Annotated in this window: 17 protein-coding genes; 11 read left to right on the forward strand and 6 right to left on the reverse strand. The window is 67.9% G+C overall.

Annotated features, from left to right (window positions below):
- Positions 1-45: 45 nt before the first annotated feature.
- Together purU and Q3A80_RS14135 are read right to left on the reverse strand one after the other, a co-directional pair.
- Positions 46-930 (reverse strand): formyltetrahydrofolate deformylase, encoded by an 885-nt coding sequence (purU, locus tag Q3A80_RS14130; protein ID WP_040140800.1) that lies wholly within the window; start codon positions 928-930, stop codon positions 46-48.
- Positions 931-1,147: 217 nt separating this feature from the next.
- Positions 1,148-2,074: a choline sulfate utilization transcriptional regulator gene (locus Q3A80_RS14135; protein WP_446329593.1), complete on the reverse strand. Its 927-nt coding sequence runs from the start codon at positions 2,072-2,074 to the stop codon at positions 1,148-1,150.
- A 200-nt stretch (positions 2,075-2,274) separates the two neighbouring features.
- Between Q3A80_RS14135 and betC the strand changes: the two genes are divergently transcribed.
- The 4 genes from betC to Q3A80_RS14155 all read left to right on the forward strand — a co-directional run bounded on the left by betC (position 2,275) and on the right by Q3A80_RS14155 (position 7,709).
- Positions 2,275-3,810: a choline-sulfatase gene (gene betC, locus Q3A80_RS14140; protein WP_446329594.1), complete on the forward strand. Its 1,536-nt coding sequence runs from the start codon at positions 2,275-2,277 to the stop codon at positions 3,808-3,810.
- Between the two features lie 50 nt (positions 3,811-3,860).
- Complete coding sequence (gene choX / locus Q3A80_RS14145; RefSeq protein ID WP_446329595.1) at positions 3,861-4,832, forward strand: choline ABC transporter substrate-binding protein; 972 nt, start codon at positions 3,861-3,863, stop codon at positions 4,830-4,832.
- Positions 4,833-5,086: 254 nt separating this feature from the next.
- Positions 5,087-6,226, forward strand: a complete 1,140-nt coding sequence (locus Q3A80_RS14150) for a porin (protein WP_446329596.1) — start codon at positions 5,087-5,089, stop codon at positions 6,224-6,226.
- A gap of 232 nt (positions 6,227-6,458) precedes the next feature.
- Entirely contained in the window at positions 6,459-7,709 is a 1,251-nt protein-coding gene (locus Q3A80_RS14155; RefSeq protein ID WP_446329597.1) for an MFS transporter, read from the forward strand.
- A gap of 134 nt (positions 7,710-7,843) precedes the next feature.
- On the opposite strand, the gene Q3A80_RS14160 is transcribed toward Q3A80_RS14155, so the two are convergent.
- The 3 genes from Q3A80_RS14160 to Q3A80_RS14170 all read right to left on the reverse strand — a co-directional run bounded on the left by Q3A80_RS14160 (position 7,844) and on the right by Q3A80_RS14170 (position 10,489).
- Entirely contained in the window at positions 7,844-8,212 is a 369-nt protein-coding gene (locus Q3A80_RS14160; RefSeq protein WP_446329598.1) for a YbjQ family protein, read from the reverse strand.
- 238 nt (positions 8,213-8,450) lie between these two features.
- Positions 8,451-9,395 (reverse strand): GlxA family transcriptional regulator, encoded by a 945-nt coding sequence (locus Q3A80_RS14165; RefSeq protein ID WP_446329599.1) that lies wholly within the window; start codon positions 9,393-9,395, stop codon positions 8,451-8,453.
- Between the two features lie 131 nt (positions 9,396-9,526).
- Positions 9,527-10,489 carry a helix-turn-helix domain-containing protein gene (locus Q3A80_RS14170; RefSeq protein ID WP_446329600.1) on the reverse strand — a complete coding sequence of 321 codons (963 nt, stop codon included), beginning with the start codon at positions 10,487-10,489 and terminating at the stop codon, positions 9,527-9,529.
- Between the two features lie 241 nt (positions 10,490-10,730).
- Here Q3A80_RS14170 and Q3A80_RS14175 point away from each other — a divergent pair, with 241 nt between their 5' ends.
- The 6 genes from Q3A80_RS14175 (at position 10,731) to Q3A80_RS14200 (ending at position 14,691) form a co-directional block, all read left to right on the forward strand.
- Positions 10,731-11,888 carry an amine dehydrogenase large subunit gene (locus Q3A80_RS14175; RefSeq protein WP_446329601.1) on the forward strand — a complete coding sequence of 386 codons (1,158 nt, stop codon included), beginning with the start codon at positions 10,731-10,733 and terminating at the stop codon, positions 11,886-11,888.
- Positions 11,889-11,895: 7 nt separating this feature from the next.
- Positions 11,896-12,450: a MauE/DoxX family redox-associated membrane protein gene (locus Q3A80_RS14180; protein WP_446329602.1), complete on the forward strand. Its 555-nt coding sequence runs from the start codon at positions 11,896-11,898 to the stop codon at positions 12,448-12,450.
- Positions 12,447-13,082: a methylamine dehydrogenase accessory protein MauD gene (gene mauD / locus Q3A80_RS14185; protein WP_446329603.1), complete on the forward strand. Its 636-nt coding sequence runs from the start codon at positions 12,447-12,449 to the stop codon at positions 13,080-13,082. The genes Q3A80_RS14180 and mauD overlap by 4 nt, the downstream gene beginning before the upstream one ends.
- Before the next feature lie 39 nt (positions 13,083-13,121).
- Positions 13,122-13,667: a methylamine dehydrogenase light chain gene (locus tag Q3A80_RS14190; RefSeq protein ID WP_446329604.1), complete on the forward strand. Its 546-nt coding sequence runs from the start codon at positions 13,122-13,124 to the stop codon at positions 13,665-13,667.
- Positions 13,664-14,167: a c-type cytochrome gene (locus tag Q3A80_RS14195; protein ID WP_446329605.1), complete on the forward strand. Its 504-nt coding sequence runs from the start codon at positions 13,664-13,666 to the stop codon at positions 14,165-14,167. Before Q3A80_RS14190 ends, Q3A80_RS14195 begins: the two co-directional genes overlap by 4 nt.
- 83 nt (positions 14,168-14,250) lie before the next feature.
- Complete coding sequence (locus Q3A80_RS14200; RefSeq protein WP_446329720.1) at positions 14,251-14,691, forward strand: c-type cytochrome; 441 nt, start codon at positions 14,251-14,253, stop codon at positions 14,689-14,691.
- A gap of 60 nt (positions 14,692-14,751) precedes the next feature.
- Here Q3A80_RS14200 and Q3A80_RS14205 read toward each other — a convergent pair whose 3' ends face one another.
- Positions 14,752-15,195, reverse strand: coding sequence for a DMT family transporter (locus tag Q3A80_RS14205; RefSeq protein ID WP_446329721.1), 444 nt, complete (start codon positions 15,193-15,195; stop codon positions 14,752-14,754).
- Positions 15,196-15,327: 132 nt separating this feature from the next.
- On the opposite strand from Q3A80_RS14205, the gene Q3A80_RS14210 reads away from it, so the two are divergent.
- The gene (locus Q3A80_RS14210; protein WP_446329606.1) at positions 15,328-16,227 is read left to right on the forward strand and encodes a LysR family transcriptional regulator; all 900 of its coding nucleotides are present in this window, start codon (positions 15,328-15,330) and stop codon (positions 16,225-16,227) included.
- Positions 16,228-16,236 lie beyond the last annotated feature (9 nt).

A 16,236-nucleotide genomic window follows, 5' to 3' on the forward strand; every position in this document is an offset into this window, starting at 1 on the left:
GATTGCCGGTCGGTTTTTTGTTGGCGGCGCGCCGAGCGCAGGCGCTTACGGAAACACCACCGTCCGGTCGCCGTTCAGGAACACGCGGCGCTCGATGAATGCCTTCACCGCGCGCGCGAGCGTGATGCATTCGACGTCGCGCCCGACCGCCAGCAGTTGCTCAGGCCGCAGCGCATGGTCGACGCGCTCGACCACCTGCTCGATGATCGGGCCTTCGTCGAGATCGTCGGTCACGAAGTGCGCGGTCGCGCCGATCAGCTTCACGCCGCGCGCATGCGCCTGGTGATACGGCTTCGCGCCCTTGAAGCCGGGCAGGAACGAGTGATGGATGTTGATCGCGCGGTTCGCGAGCTTCGCGCTGGTTTCCTGCGACAGCACCTGCATGTAACGTGCGAGGATCACGAGCTCGGCGCCGCTCGATTCGAAGAAGTCGAGCCACTGCGCTTCCTGCTGTGCCTTGGTGTCGGCCGTGATCGGGAAATGACGGAACGGCAGCCCGTGCTGCGCGGCGAGCGGCTCGAAGTCCGGATGGTTCGACACGATGCCGACGATGTCCATCTTCAGCTCGCCCATTCGCCAGCGGAACAGCAGGTCCGCGAGGCAGTGCTCGAGCTTCGACACCATGATCAGCACTTTCGGACGCGCGTTCACGTCATGGATCGCCCATTGCGTGTCGCCCGCGCCGCCGGCGAGCGCGGCCGCGATCGGCCCGAACTCCTGGCGCAGCGCGTCGATCTGCAGCGTTTCATCCGTCGGATGAAACACGCAGCGTACGAAGAAGTGGTTGCTCAGATCGTCGTCGAACACGTTCAGCGCATCGACGTAGCAGCGATGGCGCTCGAGAAAGCCGACGACGGCGGCGACCTGGCCGGCCGCGCTCGGGCACGACAGCGTCAGGACGAATTGATCGGGGCGTGAGTCGGCGGTCATGAGATTCCTCGGATGTCATGGGGCGCGAACCCGTGCGGCGGCGCACCACGGCGCCGCGCGACACGGGCCGCGGGAGACTCAAGTAAATCAGGACGATATGGGCGCGGATAGAACCAACCCGCCGTGTGGCTGGTATCGGCGCGCCAGCGCGGCGGGGGCGGTGCGACGCGTCAGGCGGTGCCGAACGGGGGGCGCAGGCTTGCGGGCGGACGGCCTTTCACGCCGACGCGCACGCGTCGAGCAGCCAGCGGCGGAACACGTGCGTCGCGTCCGGCTCGGGCCGCTGCGGCGGGCGCACGAGAAAATAGCCGCGCGACGTGACGACGGGCGCGTCGACGAGCTTCACGAGCTGCCCGGACGCGACGAGCTCGTCGACGAGCGGCGACCAGCCGAGCGCGACGCCCTCGCCGAGCAGCGCCGCATGGATCACCAGCGCATAGCTGTTGAAGGTCACGCCGCGCGCGGCGGCCGGCGCGTCGAGCCCGTGCGCGTCGAACCAGGCGGCCCACGACAGCCAGCGCTCGGGGCGCGTCGGCTGCACGTGCAGCAGCGGCAGCGCATGCAGATGGTCGGGCCGTGCGACGTGCGGATGCGCGTCGCGGAACGCGGGCGAGCAGACGGGCGTGACGGATTCGGGGAAGAGGCGTGCCGCGGTGCACGACGGCCAGTGACCGTCGCCGAACAGGATCGCGATGTCCGCGTGGTCGCGCTGCGCGTCGTAATCCTGCGACGTGACGACCCGCACGTCGACGTCCGGCATCACGCGCTTCAGGCCGGCGAGGCGCGGCATCAGCCAGTAGGTCGCGAAACCGAAATCCGTGATGATCGTGAGCGCGCCGTGCTCGCGGCGCGCGCGCAGCGTCGCGGTCGCGCCGCGCAGCGTGTCGAGGCTCACCCGCACTGCTTCGTACAGGCATTGGCCGTCGCTCGTCAGCGTGACGCCGCGCGGGCTGCGCTCGAACAGCGGCACGCCGAGTTCCGCCTCGAGCTGGAACACCTGCTGGCTCACGGCCGGCTGCGTGGAGCCGAGCTCGCGTGCGGCGGCGGTGAAGCTCTGCAGACGCGCGGCCGATTCGAACGCGCGCAGCGCCTGCATCGACGGTAACGGTTCGGATTTCGACATAAGTCTCTCTAATGGCCCCATAAGGGCCGGACGCCTTCCCGCGCGAATTCGGGCGGGAGATAGTGCTTCGGACGGCCCGGCGTTGCAGCGGCCCTTCCGCGATTCTGCCAGTCGCGGAACGTGCGCGCGGCATTTTCTGCACGCTGCGTCCGTCATGCCGGCTGCGTCGCCGTCGAAGCGTCGCGCTGCTCCGTTCGAACACCGATTTCCCCACGACCGCGATGACGAACCCGACTCCCAACATCCTGATCCTGATGGCCGACCAGCTGACGCCGTTCGCGCTGCCGGCATACGGCAACCGCGTCGCGCGCACGCCGACGCTCGACCGCCTCGCCAAGCAAGGCGTGGTGTTCGACGCCGCGTACTGCGCGAGCCCGCTGTGCGCGCCGTCGCGCTTCTCGCTCCTGACCGGCAAGCTGCCGTCGGGCATCGGCGCCTACGATAACGCCGCCGAATTGCCCGCGCAAACGCTGACCTTCGCGCACTACCTGCGCGCCGGCGGCTACCGGACGATGCTGTCCGGCAAGATGCACTTCTGCGGGCCCGACCAGCTGCACGGTTTCGAGGAGCGGCTCACGACCGACATCTATCCGGCCGACTTCGGCTGGGTGCCCGACTGGGACCAGCCGACCGAGCGGCCGAGCTGGTATCACAACATGAGTTCGGTACTCGAGGCCGGCCCGTGCGTGCGCACGAACCAGCTCGACTTCGACGACGAGGTCACGTTCGCGGCGAAGCAGAAGCTGTACGACGTCGCGCGCGAGCGTGCGGCGGGGCACGACGAACGGCCGTTCTGCATGGTCGTGTCGCTCACGCATCCGCACGACCCGTATGCGATCACGCGCGAGTACTGGGAGCTGTACAGCGACGACGAAATCGACATGCCGGCCGTGCGGCTCGATGCGGCGCAAAGCGATCCGCATTCGCAGCGGCTGCGTTTCGTCTGCGAAAACGACCGCACGCCGCCGACGGATGCGCAGATTCGCGCCGCGCGCCGTGCATACTACGGCGCGACGTCCTACGTCGATGCGCAGTTCGGCAGCGTGCTGGCCGCGCTCGAGCAATGCGGATTCGCCGACGACACGATCGTGATCGTCACGTCCGACCACGGCGACATGCTCGGCGAGCGCGGGCTCTGGTACAAGATGACGTTTTTCGAAGGCGGTTGCCGCGTGCCGCTGATCGTGCACGCGCCGGGCCGCTTCGACGCCGCACGCGTGCGCGGGCCCGTGTCGCACGTCGACCTGCTGCCGACGCTCGTCGACCTGGCCGGGGTCGCGCCGGCCGGCGGCTGGCCCGACCCGGTCGACGGCGCGAGCCTCGTCCCGCATCTGCAAGGCGCGCCCGCGCACGATGTCGCGCTCGGCGAATATCTCGCGGAAGGGGCGGTCGCGCCTGTCGTGATGATCCGCCGCGGCGACTGGAAGTACGTGCATTGTCCGGCCGACCCCGACCAGCTCTACAACCTCGCCGACGATCCGCGCGAGCGCACCAACCTGGCCGGCCTGCCCGAAGCCGCCGACGTGCTCGCCGCTTTCCGCGCGGAAGCCGCGCAACGCTGGAACCTGCCGGCGCTCGACGCCCAGGTGCGCGCGAGCCAGCGGCGGCGCCGCTTCCATTACGCGGCGACGACGCAGGGCCGCATCCAGGCGTGGGACTGGCAGCCGTTTACCGATGCGAGCCAGCGCTACATGCGCAATCACATCGAACTCGACACGCTCGAAGCGATGGCGCGCTTTCCGCGCGTCGGGCGCTGAACGATCCGCATCGCGCGGACATTGACGAACGACGACGGAGGAAACAGACCATGAAACGGCAAATCCACGCAGCAAACCGCAGGCTCGGCACGGCGCTCGCCGTGGCCGCGTGCATGCTCGCGATGCAGCAACCCGCCCGCGCGGCCGATCCGCAGACGTGCCGCGACGTGAAGATGGCGGCGCCCGGCTGGACCGACATCGACGCGACCAACGCGATGGCCGGTGTCGTGCTGAAGGCGCTCGGTTACCGGCAGGACGTCGCGAACCTGTCGGTGCCGATCACGTACCAGGGCTTGAAGAAAGGGCAGGTCGACGTGTTTCTCGGCAACTGGATGCCCGCGCAGGCGCCGCTCGTGAAGCCGTTCGTCGACGAAAAGTCGATCGACGTGCTGCACGCGAACCTGAGCGGCGCGAAGTTCACGCTCGCGGTGCCCGACTACGTCGCGGCGGCCGGCGTGCACACGTTCGCCGATCTCGCTCGCTATGCGGACCGCTTCGGCGACAAGATCTACGGGATCGAGCCCGGCGCGCCGGCGAACCAGAACATCAAGCGGATGCTGTCCGACCATGCGCTGGGGCCGGCGAACTGGTCGCTCGTCGAATCGAGCGAGACGGGGATGCTCACGCAGGTCGAGCGCGCGGTGCGCGACAAGCGCTGGATCGTGTTTCTCGCGTGGGAGCCGCACCTGATGAACACCAAGTTCCACCTGACGTACCTGTCCGGCGGCGACGCGTATTTCGGCCCGAACTACGGCGGCGCGACGGTCAACACGGTCACGCGCCCCGGCTTTGCCGGCCAGTGCGCGAACCTCGCGCGGCTGTTCCGGCAGATGACGTTCTCCGTCGACGTCGAGAACCGGATGATCGCCGACATGCTCGACAACAAGACGTCGCCCGCAGTCGCGGCGCAGCACGTGCTGAAGGCCGACCCGGCGCTCGTCGCGGGCTGGCTCGACGGCGTGACGACGGCCTCCGGAGCGCCGGCGCTGCCGGCCGTGCGCGCGGCGCTCGACGCGCGCTGACCTCCGTCCGGGCGGCCGGTTTGTGCCGCGCCGCCCGTCTCCGTGTTTTCCCGACCAGTCGCATCGAGACCATTTGGTGTCGCCTTCAGACGGGTGACCCGAAATATGGGTTTGTATTTTTCGCCAATGGCTGCGTTATTGCGGAAAACGAAATGCCGAAGCCAGCGGACGTACCGAATTCGAATCAGCCGGCGTATTGCGGCACGCGCCGAGCCACGGTTCTTTCCATCGAACGGTTCAGGGGGTAGTCGACAATGAAGCAAAAGAAAGTCGCCGTAGCTGCCGCGCTCGCATGCGCGGCCTGTATTCCCGCCATCGGCCACGCGCAGAGCAGCGTGACGCTGTACGGCATCATCGACGCTGGCATCACGTACGTGAACAACACGGGCGGCTCGCACGTGGTCAAGTTCGACGACGGCATCGCGTACGGCAACCGCTTCGGCCTGAAGGGCACGGAAGACCTCGGCGGCGGCCTGAAGGCGGTGTTCACGCTCGAGAGCGGTTTCCACCTCGGCAACGGGCAACTCGGCTTCGGCGGCGCGGAATTCGGGCGCCAGGCTTATGTCGGTCTGCAGAACGACTGGGGTACGCTGTCGTTCGGTAACCAGCTGGACATCACCAACGAACTCGTGTCGATCTACAACATCTCGGCATGGGGCAGCGGCTACGCGATCCACCAGGGCGACTTCGACCGCTTCAACGGCGACCGTCTGCCGAACTCGGTGAAGTTCCTGTCGAACGACCTGAGCGGCTTCAAGTTCGGCGCGATGTACTCGTTCGGCAACGTGGCCGGCAACTTCCACCGCAACAGCGCATGGAGCGCGGGCGCGAGCTTCACGAAGGGCGACTTCTCGATCGGCGCCGCGTACACGCGCCTGAACAACCCGAACGGCATCTATGCGTTCGATCCGTACGCGATGATCGGCACGCATACGTTCCTCGGCCAGCAGACCGTGACCGTCGATCCGGCGACCGGTGCGCGCACCGACCTGTTCTCGAACACGGCGATGGACGTCGACAGCCAGGGCACGTTCGGCATCGGCACCAGCTACACGATCGGCAAGCTGACGCTCGACGCGAACTACTCGTACACGACGATCAAGGGCTTCGGCCAGTCGTCGCACATGCAGGTGTACGAAGGCGGCGGCCTGTACCAGTTCACGCCGGCGCTGAGCCTGATCGCGGGCTACCAGCACACGCGCTTCGAAGGCCATCACTGGAACCAGGGCACGGCCGGCCTGCACTACCTGCTGTCGAAGCGCACCGACGTGTACATCTCCGGCGACTACCTGCGCGCGTCGCAGGGCGTCGATGCGGTGATCGGCTACAGCTTCACGCCGTCGACGACGCAGACGCAGGCCGACGTGCGGATCGGGATGCGGCATTCTTTCTGAGTGGGGTAGATCTTTCGACGTCTTCAGCGAGGTCTCTCTTTGGCGCGAACCGCGGTTCGCGCTTTTTTTTTGCGCGGCGGCGGCGCCGTGTCGCGCGTACCGATCGCGCCGGCCGTGCCGCCGCACACGGGCACGGGGCTGTCGGCAGCGTTCCGGCAGTTGAAGCTATCATCGCGCTTTGGCCGCATCGCCTACCGCCGATCGCCAGCCTCCGTCCGATGACGTCTTTCCGATGACCGCCCCGTTACCCGAATCCGCTTCGCCGTCGCCGTTACCCGTCAACCTGTTCCGCCACGCACCGTTCCAGCGCTTCTGGGGCACGCGCGTGATGTCGTCGCTCGCATTCCAGATCCTGTCGGTCGCGATCGGCTGGTACGTCTATGCGCTCACGCACAGCGCGTTCGCGCTCGGGCTCGTCGGGCTCGCGCAGTTCGTGCCGATGTTCGCGCTGACGCTCGTCGTCGGACAGGTGGCCGATCGCTACGACCGTCGCCGCATCGCGACGATCTGCCAGAGCATCGAGGCGCTCGCCGCCGGCGTGTTCCTGTTCGGCGCGGCGAAAGGCGGGCTCACGGCACCGGCTGTGTATGCATTGGCGGCGATCGTCGGCACCGCGCGCGCATTCGAATCGCCGTCGGTGTCGTCGCTGCTGCCGGCCGTCGTGCCGCGCAGCGACCTGCCGCGCGCCACCGCGCTGTCGACGTCCGCGAACCAGGCTGCGCAGATACTCGGCCCCGCGTTCGGCGGCGTGCTGTACGGCATCGGCGCGCCCGTCGCGTTCGGCACGAGCGTCGTCGCGTTCGCGGTCGCGGCGCTGCTGAGCGGCACGATTCCGCTGCGCAGCGCGCCGCCCGCGCGCGAACCCGTCACGTTGCGTTCGGTGTTTTCGGGCATCGCGTTCATCCGGCGCGAGCCGGCGATCCTCGGTGCGCTGTCGCTCGACCTGTTCGCCGTGTTGTTCGGCGGCGCGACCGCGCTGCTGCCGATCTATGCGCGCGACATCCTGCAGGTCGGGCCCTGGGGCCTCGGTGCGTTACGCGCGGCGCCCGCGGTCGGCGCGCTCGCGGGCACGCTGTGGCTCACGCGTTTTCCGCTGAAGGGGCGGCCGGGCCGCGCGATGTTCGGCGGCGTGATCGCATTCGGTATCGCGACGATCGTGTTCGGGTTGTCGAGGAATTTCGTGCTGTCGCTCGTCGCGCTCGCGGCGTTGGGCGCTTCGGACGTCGTGAGCGTCGTCGTGCGCCTGTCGCTCGTGCAGTTGCGCACGCCCGACGACATGCTCGGCCGCGTGAGCGCGGTCAACTCGCTGTTCATCGGCACGTCGAACCAGCTCGGCGAATTCGAATCGGGCGTGACGGCCGCATGGTGGGGGGCGCCGGCCGCGATCGTCGTCGGCGGTGCGGCGACGATCGCCGTCGCGCTGACGTGGATGCGCTTGTTCCCGACGTTGCGAAACATGACGTCGCTCGAGCGTGATCGCTGAGTCGACGTCAGTGGCCGGTGCAGGGCCGACAAGCAGCGTCACCCGGCACGATGAATTTCAAATCGCTTTCCTGTTTCGATCGAATTCCGGACAAGCCCGCGTGTGAGGGGCGGCTAGCGTTCGACGGGTGACGGTCAGGCGCCGGCGTTCGGTGCGACCTGCACGGCCGTGCCGTAGCAGATGACTTCCGTGACACCCGAGCCGATCTCGGTCGAGTCGTAGCGCATCGCGACGATCGCATTCGCGCCGAGCTTGCGTGCATCGGCGAGCATCTTGTCGAACGCCTGCTGGCGTGCCTTCTCGCACAGCGACGTATACAGCGTGATGTTGCCGCCGAAGATGGTTTGCAGCGACGCGCCGAACGAGCCGACGATCGAGCGCGACCGCACGACGATGCCTTGCGCGACGCCGAGCGAGCGCACGGTCATGTGGCCGGGCAGGTCGAACGCGGTCGTGACGCGCACGGGGGAGAGCTCTGCGGCGGAGCGGGAGAAGTCGGTCATGGCGAGGCACCGTGAGGCGGAAATGATCGAGCGACGATTCTATCCGGAACGGGAAGCGCGTTCGAACGGGCGTGCGTGACGCACGCGCCCAGCCGGTGCCGTTCGAGAGTGCCGACGCCGCTCGGCGCTTGGCGCCGTGCTGACCGTCGTCGAGATCGGCCGCGTACGAAGGCCAGCTTGTCGAACTCCGGCGCGCGGTTCGCGTGCCGGCCGGATGCTGCGGTGCGCGCGCCGCCGTTCAGCGCGTCGCGCGCCGGTCGCTGCGCGGGCTCACGCCGAAACGCGCGCGATACGTGCGCGAGAAATGCGACGGCGATTCGAAGCCGCACGCGACGCACACCGACGTGATGCTCATGTCGGTCTGCTGCAGCAGTTCGCGCGCGCGGTCGAGCCGCAGGTTCAGGTAGAAGTGCGTCGGCGTGTCGTTCAACGTCGCGCTGAACAGCCGTTCGAGCTGGCGGCGCGTGATCGACACCTCCTGCGCGAGCGCGTCCGAGCCGAGCGGCGTCTCCATGTGCCGCTGCATCGTGTCGATCACCTGGATCAGCTTGCGGTTGTGCACGCGATAGCGCGCGGCGATCTCGAGCCGCTGGCTGTCCGAGCGCTGCCGGATGCGGCTCACGACGAACTGCTCGGAGATCGCCGCCGCGAGATCGGCGCCGTGCCGGCGGCCGATCAGGTCGAGCATCATGTCGATCGACGCGGTGCCGCCCGCGCACGTGATGCGCCGGTCGTCGATCTCGAACAGTTCCTGCGTCGCGTTCAGGCCCGGGTAGCGTTCGCGGAACGCGGCCAGTGCTTCCCAGTGCAGCGTGAGCGTTTGCGACGCGTCGAACAGGCCGGCTTCCGCGAGCACGAAGCTGCCGGTGTCGATGCCGCCGAGCGTCGCGCCATGCCGGTTCTGGCGGCGCAGCCAGTCGGCGAGCGGGCGGTCGTAGCACACGAGCGGATCGAAGCCCGCGACGACGAACACCGTCTCGACCTGCTCGACGTCCGCGTATGCGGCTTCGGCCGCGACCGGGATGCCGTTGCTCGCGGCGACGGGTGCACCGTCCGCGCTGATCACGTGCCAGCGGTACAGCTCGGTGCGGAACCGGTTCGCGACGCGCAACGGCTCGACCGCGGACATGAAGCCGAGCGCGGAGAAGCCGGGCAGCAGCAGGAAATGGAAATCCTCGGTCATCGGAGCGTGGGGTGAAATCGGGTGATCGTCGCGCAGCGCGCGGCGCGGCGAGCGGGCCGACCCCGCGGGCGCCGGCGCGGCTCCCGCGAGCCGAACGTTCGACACGGGATTATCGCGGGTTTTGCCGGCGCTCAGCGCGTTTTTGCGGTGCGCACCGTGCGGCGCGCGGTCGTCGACGGCAGTTCGCCGAACTGGGCCTTGTACGCGTTCGCGAAATGCCCGAGATGGATGAAGCCCCAGCGCGCGGCCGCTTCGCTGATCGGCAGGTCCGACTGCCGTGTGTCGAGCAGCAGGCGCCGCACCTGCGCGAGGCGCAGCGAGCGCGTGTAGTTCAGCGGGCCGGTCTGCACGACCGACTGGAAGCTGTTCTGCATCGTGCGCCGGCTCACGCGCAGTTGCGTGCACAGGCTCAGGATGTCGACGGGCGCCTCCGGATGCTCGATCACGTAGTCGTGCACGCGCCGCACGATGTCGGCATGGCACGCATGCGTGAGCCGGTTCGGCGGCTCCGGCATCCGGTACGTGAGCAGCTCGACGAGCACGGTGCCGACTTCGCCGCGCAGTTCCGCCTGCGCGCGTGCCGTGTCGAACCTGTCGGGTGCCGACAACACGCGCTCGAGCAGCGTCGCGAGCTGCACGCTCGCGCGTTCGCACGCGGCGGCCGGCACGTCGACGACGCCGCGCCGCAGCGTGCGTTCGTCGAACCGCACATCGGCGGCATCCTCGATCTGCTGCATCAGCGCGTGATCGACGACCACGCCGATCAACGACATGTCGTCCGGCGAATGGAGTTCGAAAGGTGAGCCGCCGCGCGCCATCACGATCGTGCCGCGCTCGATGCGCGCATCGCCGAACGCAAACGTGCCGGCGCCGGCGAGCGGCATCCCGAACACCGTATGGCCGGGCGGCAGACGTCCGCGCTGGATGATGCGCACGTTCGCCGCTTCCTGGAACAGCTGGACGCCGTCGAGCTCGACGTGCTTCACCGCGCTGCGATACGAGCCGCAGCCGATCTGGTCGTAACGCTGATCCCAGCCGCGCAGCGCCTCGGCATGCCGGTCTGCATCGTCGAACATCTGGTGAAACACGAGCACGGCGCCTCCGGCGATCGTTCGGACCGCGCAAGATTAAACCGACCGCGCGGTCGGTGCAATACGGACGAGCGCTATTCGCCCGAGGGTTTTTGAGGGGGCGGATGGCATGCGCAACCGCTGCCTTTCAGCCGGTTTTCCAATATCCCGAATCGGCACGCACGCGTTGCCGGTCCGGGCGCTGGCCGGATTTTTTGTCGCACTACAGTCGCTCCACATCACGTGAATCCCAACTGGAGGCGACATGAGAACAAGGCGACGCACCGCGGCTTGCGCGGCGACGCTGGCGTGCGCGGCGGCGTGGGCCGGCAGCGCGTACGCGACGGAAAAGCCGGAGGAGCTGGTCGTGCAGAAGATGCCGCCGTGGCATCCGCACGAGGTGTACGTCGTCGACATCGCGATGCCGACGATGACCGACGGACGCATCTACGTGTACGACGCCGACGCGAAGAAGCTGCTCGGCCAGATCGACGGCGGCTTCGCGCCGGGCCTCGCGATTTCGCCGGACCACAAGACGAGCTTCGTCGCGACGACGTATTTCTCGCGCGGCTCGCACGGCACGCGCACCGACGTGGTCGAGATGACCGACAACGCGACGCTCGATCACACCGGCGAGATCGCGATTCCGGCGAAGCACGGGCAGCACGTGCCGTCGCCGTACAACACCGCGTTCAGTGCGGACGGCAGGCGGCTGTACGTCGCGAACATCACGCCGGCCGCGTCGGTCACGGTGATCGATGCGGTATCGAAGCAGGTGCTGTCGGAGATCGACACCGCGGCGTGCGTGCTCGCGTATCCGTCGGGGAGCGACCGCTTCACCGCGCTGTGCGAAAGCGGCAAGGCGCTCACCGTGACGCTCGACGCGAACGGCAAGGAGGTGAAGCGCACGATGTCCGACGCGTTCATCGACGTCGACAACGACCCGGCCTTCATCAACGCATCGCGCTACCGCGGCGGCTATCTGTTCACGACGTATCACGGCAACGTGCGCAGCGCCGATTTCAGCGGCGACAAGCCGGCGTTCGGCACGTCGTGGTCGCTGCTGACCGATGCGGAGCGCGCCGAAGGCTGGCGCCCGGGCGGCATGCAGCAGACGGCCGTGCACGCAAAGCAGAACCGCTATTACGTGCTGATGCACAAGGGCGGCGACGGTACGCACAAGGATCCCGGCACGCAGGTGTGGGTGTACGACCTGAAGACGAAGCAGCGCGTCGCGCGCTGGGATCTCGCGCAGCAGAAGGTCGATCCGCTCGTGTCGATCCAGGTCAGCGACGACGACACGCCGCTGTTCTACGGGCTGACGGGAACGTCCGATCTCGTCGTGATGGACGCGCGCACCGGCAAGCTGCGGCACGTCGAGAAGCAGATCGGCAGCACGGCATCGCTGCTCGTGAACCCGTGAGGCCGCGATGACGCTCGATCCCGTATTCGCTACCGGCGCGCAGGCAGGCGCCGCCGTCGTCGTGTTGCTCGGCGCGTTCGCGAAGATGCGCCGGCCTGCCGCATTTCGCGACGCGCTGGCCGGCTATCGCCTGCTGCCCGACGCGCTCGCCGCGCCTGCCGCGTTCGCGATCCCGCTCGCGGAAGCCATCTGCGCCGCGGCGCTGCTGTTTCCCGATACGCGCATGGCCGGCGCGCTCGGCCTGATCGCGTTGCTGCTCGGGTTCGCCGCCGGCATGACGATCAACATCGTGCGCGGACACACCGACATCGACTGCGGCTGTTCCGGGTTTGCCGCTTCGCGTGCGGACGCGCCGCGCGGCATCGGCTGGCTGCATGTCGCGCGCGTGCTGCTGCTCGTCGTGCTGAGCGCGACCGCATTCGTCGAGCCGGGTACACGCACGGTCGTGTGGTTCGACTACCTGACGCTGTTCTCTTCCGTGCTGCTGATCGTCTGCGCGCTGCTCACCGTCGACGTGCTGCTCGCCAACGTACCGCGCCTTTCCCACCTGAGGAATTCATGATGCAAACCGCTCTCACCGTTTCCACCGCATTGCTGTGGATCGCCGTGCTCGCGCTCGCCGCGATCTGCCTCGCGCTCGTCCGCCAGATCGGCATCCTGTACGAACGCATCATGCCGGCCGGCGCGCTGATGATCGACAAGGGCCCGGCGGTCGGCGCGATCGCGCCGATGTTCGAGCTGACCGACATTCGCGGTTCGCAAGTGAAGGTCGGCGGCATCGATGCAGCGGGCAACGCAACGCTGCTGTTCTTCCTGTCGCCGACGTGCCCGGTCTGCAAGAAGCTGCTGCCGCTGTTGCCGTCGCTGCAGGCGAGCGAGTCGACGCCGGTGAACATCGTGCTCGCGAGCGACGGCGATCTCGACGAACACACGCGCTTCGCGCAGAAGCACGACCTCGCGCGTTTTCCGTACGTGCTGTCGCAGGAGCTCGGCCTCGCGTACCAGATCGGCAAGCTGCCGTATGCGGTGCTGCTCGACGAGAACGGCACCGTGCGCGCGAAGGGGCTCGTCAATACGCGCGAGCATCTCGAGAGCCTGTTCGAAGCGAAAGAGCGGGGCGTCGCATCGCTGCAGCAGTTCGTGCACGGCGATCACGACCACGGCGGCCATCGGGAGCACGCGCAGCACGCGTGATCGGCCGACCTTCTTTCTACGTCAACGGAGAACAACGGAATGGGCCTGCTTGATTCATGGTTCGAACGCTCGGCGCGCGGCGTCGCACAACATAGTTCGCGCCGCAGCGCGATGGCGAAGCTCGGCAAGGTGCTGGTGGGATCGGCGTTGCTGCCGCTGCTGCCGGTCGATCGTACTGCGTATGCGGCCGACGCGGCCGCGGGGGCATCGGCGGCTTCGGGCGCCGCCGCATCGGGTGCGAGCGACGATCCGCTGAGTTGCGACTACTGGAAATACTGCGCGATCGACGGCTGGCTGTGCAGCTGCTGCGGCGGTACGTCGAGCAGCTGCCCGCCGGGGACGACACCGTCGCCGATCACGTGGATCGGCACCTGCCGCAATCCGCACGACGGATCCGACTACATCGTGTCGTACAACGACTGCTGCGGCAAGACGTCGTGCGGCAAGTGCTTCTGCAACCGCAACGAGCGCGAGAAGCCGCTGTACAAGCTGTCGCTGAACAACGACATCAACTGGTGCATGGCGAACGGTAACTCGAATTACCACTGTTCGGTTTCGGTCCTGCTGGGAGCGGCAAAGCAATGAAAGCGAAGCAAGCTGGAAAGATCGTCGCCGCGTGCGTGGCAACTGCCGGCGCGTTCCTGATGGTGCCGGGCGTAGCCGGCGCGCAGCAGGCCGTACATTACCCGGCGGGCAAGCGCCTGTTCGACGCGCAGTGCGCGGTGTGCCACCAGGCGGGCGGCAAGGGGCAGGACGGCCTTGCGCCGCCGCTGACCGAGTACCCGGGCAAGTACGCGACGGCCGACGCGGGCCGTGCGCAACTCGTCGCGACGCTGTTGCACGGGATGTTCGGCGAGATCGACGTGCACGGCAAGCGCTACAACTTCAAGATGCCGTCGTTCGCGAACGCGAGCGATGACGACCTCGCGAACGTGCTCAACTACGTCGTGTTCGATCTCAACGACACGCACGGCGACGCGAAGCCGTTCACGGCGGCCGACATTCGCGCGGCGCGGGCGAAGGAGATGGACGGCACGGCCGTTCACGCGCAACGGGCGATCGTGACGAAGGGGCTGGGGCTGTGAATGCGGCCGGCATTCGGCGTCGCGGCGTGCGCCGTGCGGCCGTATCGCAGACCGGTTCGTTCATCGTGAATCGCCTGGCTGCGATGCTGGCCGCTGCCGCCGCATGCGCGATGCCTGCCACCGCACATGCCGACGGCACGGCCGACGCGACGCGCGCGCGCCAGCACTGGGTGCTCAACTGCATGGGCTGCCACACGGCGACGGGCGGCGGCATTCCGGGCAAGGTGCCGCCGCTCGCGAACTCGCTCGGTTATTTCACGCATCTGCCGGCCGGGCGCGAATACGTGATGCGCGTGCCGGGCGCGTCGAACTCCGCGCTGTCGGACCAGGATCTCGCGGACGTCCTGAACTGGGTGCTCACGACGATGAATCGTGAAGCGCTGCCGCGCGATTTCAAGCCTTATACGGCTGCGGAAATCGCTGCGCATCGACGGCCGGCGTTTTCGGATGTCGCGACGGTACGTGCGGCGCTCGTTCGCGCGTTGCGCGAGCACGGCATCGACGGTGTGTCGGACCGCTACTGATCCGCTTCGTTGACGAGACGGCGGCAGAGGGAGCAGTGGAACGCCGGTATCGCCGCCCGGTCACGCGCGAATCAGCACGACCCCGAGGACCAGGCATGCCGCGCCGGCGAGGCGAATCGCGCTGACCGGATGCTGCGGCGTGCCGAACAGTCCGAACTGATCGAGCAGCAGCGACCCGACCATCTGCCCGACGACGACCAGCGCGAGCGTCGTCGCCGCGCCGAGCCGCGGCACCATCAGGATCGCGACGCCGATGAACACCGCGCCGAAGAATCCGCCGGTCCAGCTGAACCACGCGCCGGCGTCGGAGAAGGCACTCGTCAGCCGCGGCTGCGGCGACAGCAACGCGACCGCGAGCATCGCGACGAGGCCCACGAAATAGCTGACCGAGCCGGCCCACCACGGGGACGCGAGCTGCGCGCGCAGGTGCGCGTTGAGCACTTGCTGCAGCGCGACGCTCATGCCGGCGGCGACGACGAGGAAGCAGGACAGAACGGTAGTCAGCGAAGTCATGGCGATCGGCAGTTTCCGGAAATCGGGCCGCGGCGGGAGTGGGCGGCCCGGAAGCTTTCATTCTGCGAAGTGCTCCGGTATAACGCAAATATCGAATCCGGCGCTCATCCATCTCGTTTCGGCATGCCATCCCTTCGTCAAATCCAGTATTTCCTGACCGTGGCCGATCTTGGCGGCTTCACGCCGGCGGCGAGCGCGCTGCATGTCGCGCAGTCGGCGCTCAGCCGGCAGATCGGGCAGCTGGAGGACGAATTGCGGTTTCCGTTGTTCGAGCGCGAGCCGCGAGGCGTCCGGCTCACGCCGGCCGGCGCGCTATATCGCGATCGCGTCGCGTCGATTCCGGCGACGCTGACCGCGGCGGCCGAAGCGGGCGCGCAGTTGGCGCGCGGCGAGGCCGGCATAGTGCGGCTGCTGCATTCGAGCACGATTCCCGTCGGCAGCCTGATGCCGGTTCTCGACCGGTTCATGACCGAGTGTCCGGGCGCGCGGATCGATATCGATCGCGCGTCGTCCGAGGATCAGGTGCTCGAGGTTGCGAACGGCAATGCGGATGTCGGCGTGGTGCGATTGCCGGTATTGCGGCGCGATGCGCGCGTTCGCTTCGTCGAGATGGCCGCGGAGCGGTTGTGCGCGGCGGTGCCGGTCGGTCATTCGCTCGCGAAGCAGAAGCGGACGACGATTGCGCGCTTGAAAGGAGAACCGTTCGTGTCCGCGGTGTATCGCGAGCGGGGCGGATTGGCGCGGGTCGTGCTCGATCTGTGCCTGAAACGCGGATTCGTGCCGGCAGCCGCGCGGATCGTTTCGCCGAAGACGTCGATGCTGAATCTCGTCGCAGCGGGGCGAGGGGTGGCGATCGTCCCGGAGCGGATGGCGGGTCTCGCGTTCGACGGTGTCGCATTCGTGCCGCTTGCGGATGACGATGCGCAATCGGTGTGTGCGCTCGTATTGCCCGTCGAGCCGACGGTGCTGGCGGAGTCCTTCATGCGGGTTGCGCTAGCGGCGCAAACGGGCCGGCGGCGCTGATGGCAGGCA

The organism is Burkholderia sp. SR8 (assembly GCF_052851275.1).

Excerpts from the sequence above, each read along its gene's own strand:
- purU (WP_040140800.1), bottom strand. The coding sequence starts at position 930 with ATGACCGCCGACTCACGCCCCGATCAATTCGTCCTGACGCTGTCGTGC.
- Q3A80_RS14135 (WP_446329593.1), bottom strand. The coding sequence starts at position 2,074 with ATGGGGCCATTAGAGAGACTTATGTCGAAATCCGAACCGTTACCGTCG.
- betC (WP_446329594.1), top strand. The coding sequence starts at position 2,275 with ATGACGAACCCGACTCCCAACATCCTGATCCTGATGGCCGACCAGCTG.
- choX (WP_446329595.1), top strand. The coding sequence starts at position 3,861 with ATGAAACGGCAAATCCACGCAGCAAACCGCAGGCTCGGCACGGCGCTC.
- Q3A80_RS14150 (WP_446329596.1), top strand. The coding sequence starts at position 5,087 with ATGAAGCAAAAGAAAGTCGCCGTAGCTGCCGCGCTCGCATGCGCGGCC.
- Q3A80_RS14155 (WP_446329597.1), top strand. The coding sequence starts at position 6,459 with ATGACCGCCCCGTTACCCGAATCCGCTTCGCCGTCGCCGTTACCCGTC.
- Q3A80_RS14160 (WP_446329598.1), bottom strand. The coding sequence starts at position 8,212 with ATGACCGACTTCTCCCGCTCCGCCGCAGAGCTCTCCCCCGTGCGCGTC.
- Q3A80_RS14165 (WP_446329599.1), bottom strand. The coding sequence starts at position 9,395 with ATGACCGAGGATTTCCATTTCCTGCTGCTGCCCGGCTTCTCCGCGCTC.
- Q3A80_RS14175 (WP_446329601.1), top strand. The coding sequence starts at position 10,731 with ATGAGAACAAGGCGACGCACCGCGGCTTGCGCGGCGACGCTGGCGTGC.
- Q3A80_RS14180 (WP_446329602.1), top strand. The coding sequence starts at position 11,896 with ATGACGCTCGATCCCGTATTCGCTACCGGCGCGCAGGCAGGCGCCGCC.
- mauD (WP_446329603.1), top strand. The coding sequence starts at position 12,447 with ATGATGCAAACCGCTCTCACCGTTTCCACCGCATTGCTGTGGATCGCC.
- Q3A80_RS14190 (WP_446329604.1), top strand. The coding sequence starts at position 13,122 with ATGGGCCTGCTTGATTCATGGTTCGAACGCTCGGCGCGCGGCGTCGCA.
- Q3A80_RS14195 (WP_446329605.1), top strand. The coding sequence starts at position 13,664 with ATGAAAGCGAAGCAAGCTGGAAAGATCGTCGCCGCGTGCGTGGCAACT.
- Q3A80_RS14200 (WP_446329720.1), top strand. The coding sequence starts at position 14,251 with ATGCTGGCCGCTGCCGCCGCATGCGCGATGCCTGCCACCGCACATGCC.
- Q3A80_RS14210 (WP_446329606.1), top strand. The coding sequence starts at position 15,328 with ATGCCATCCCTTCGTCAAATCCAGTATTTCCTGACCGTGGCCGATCTT.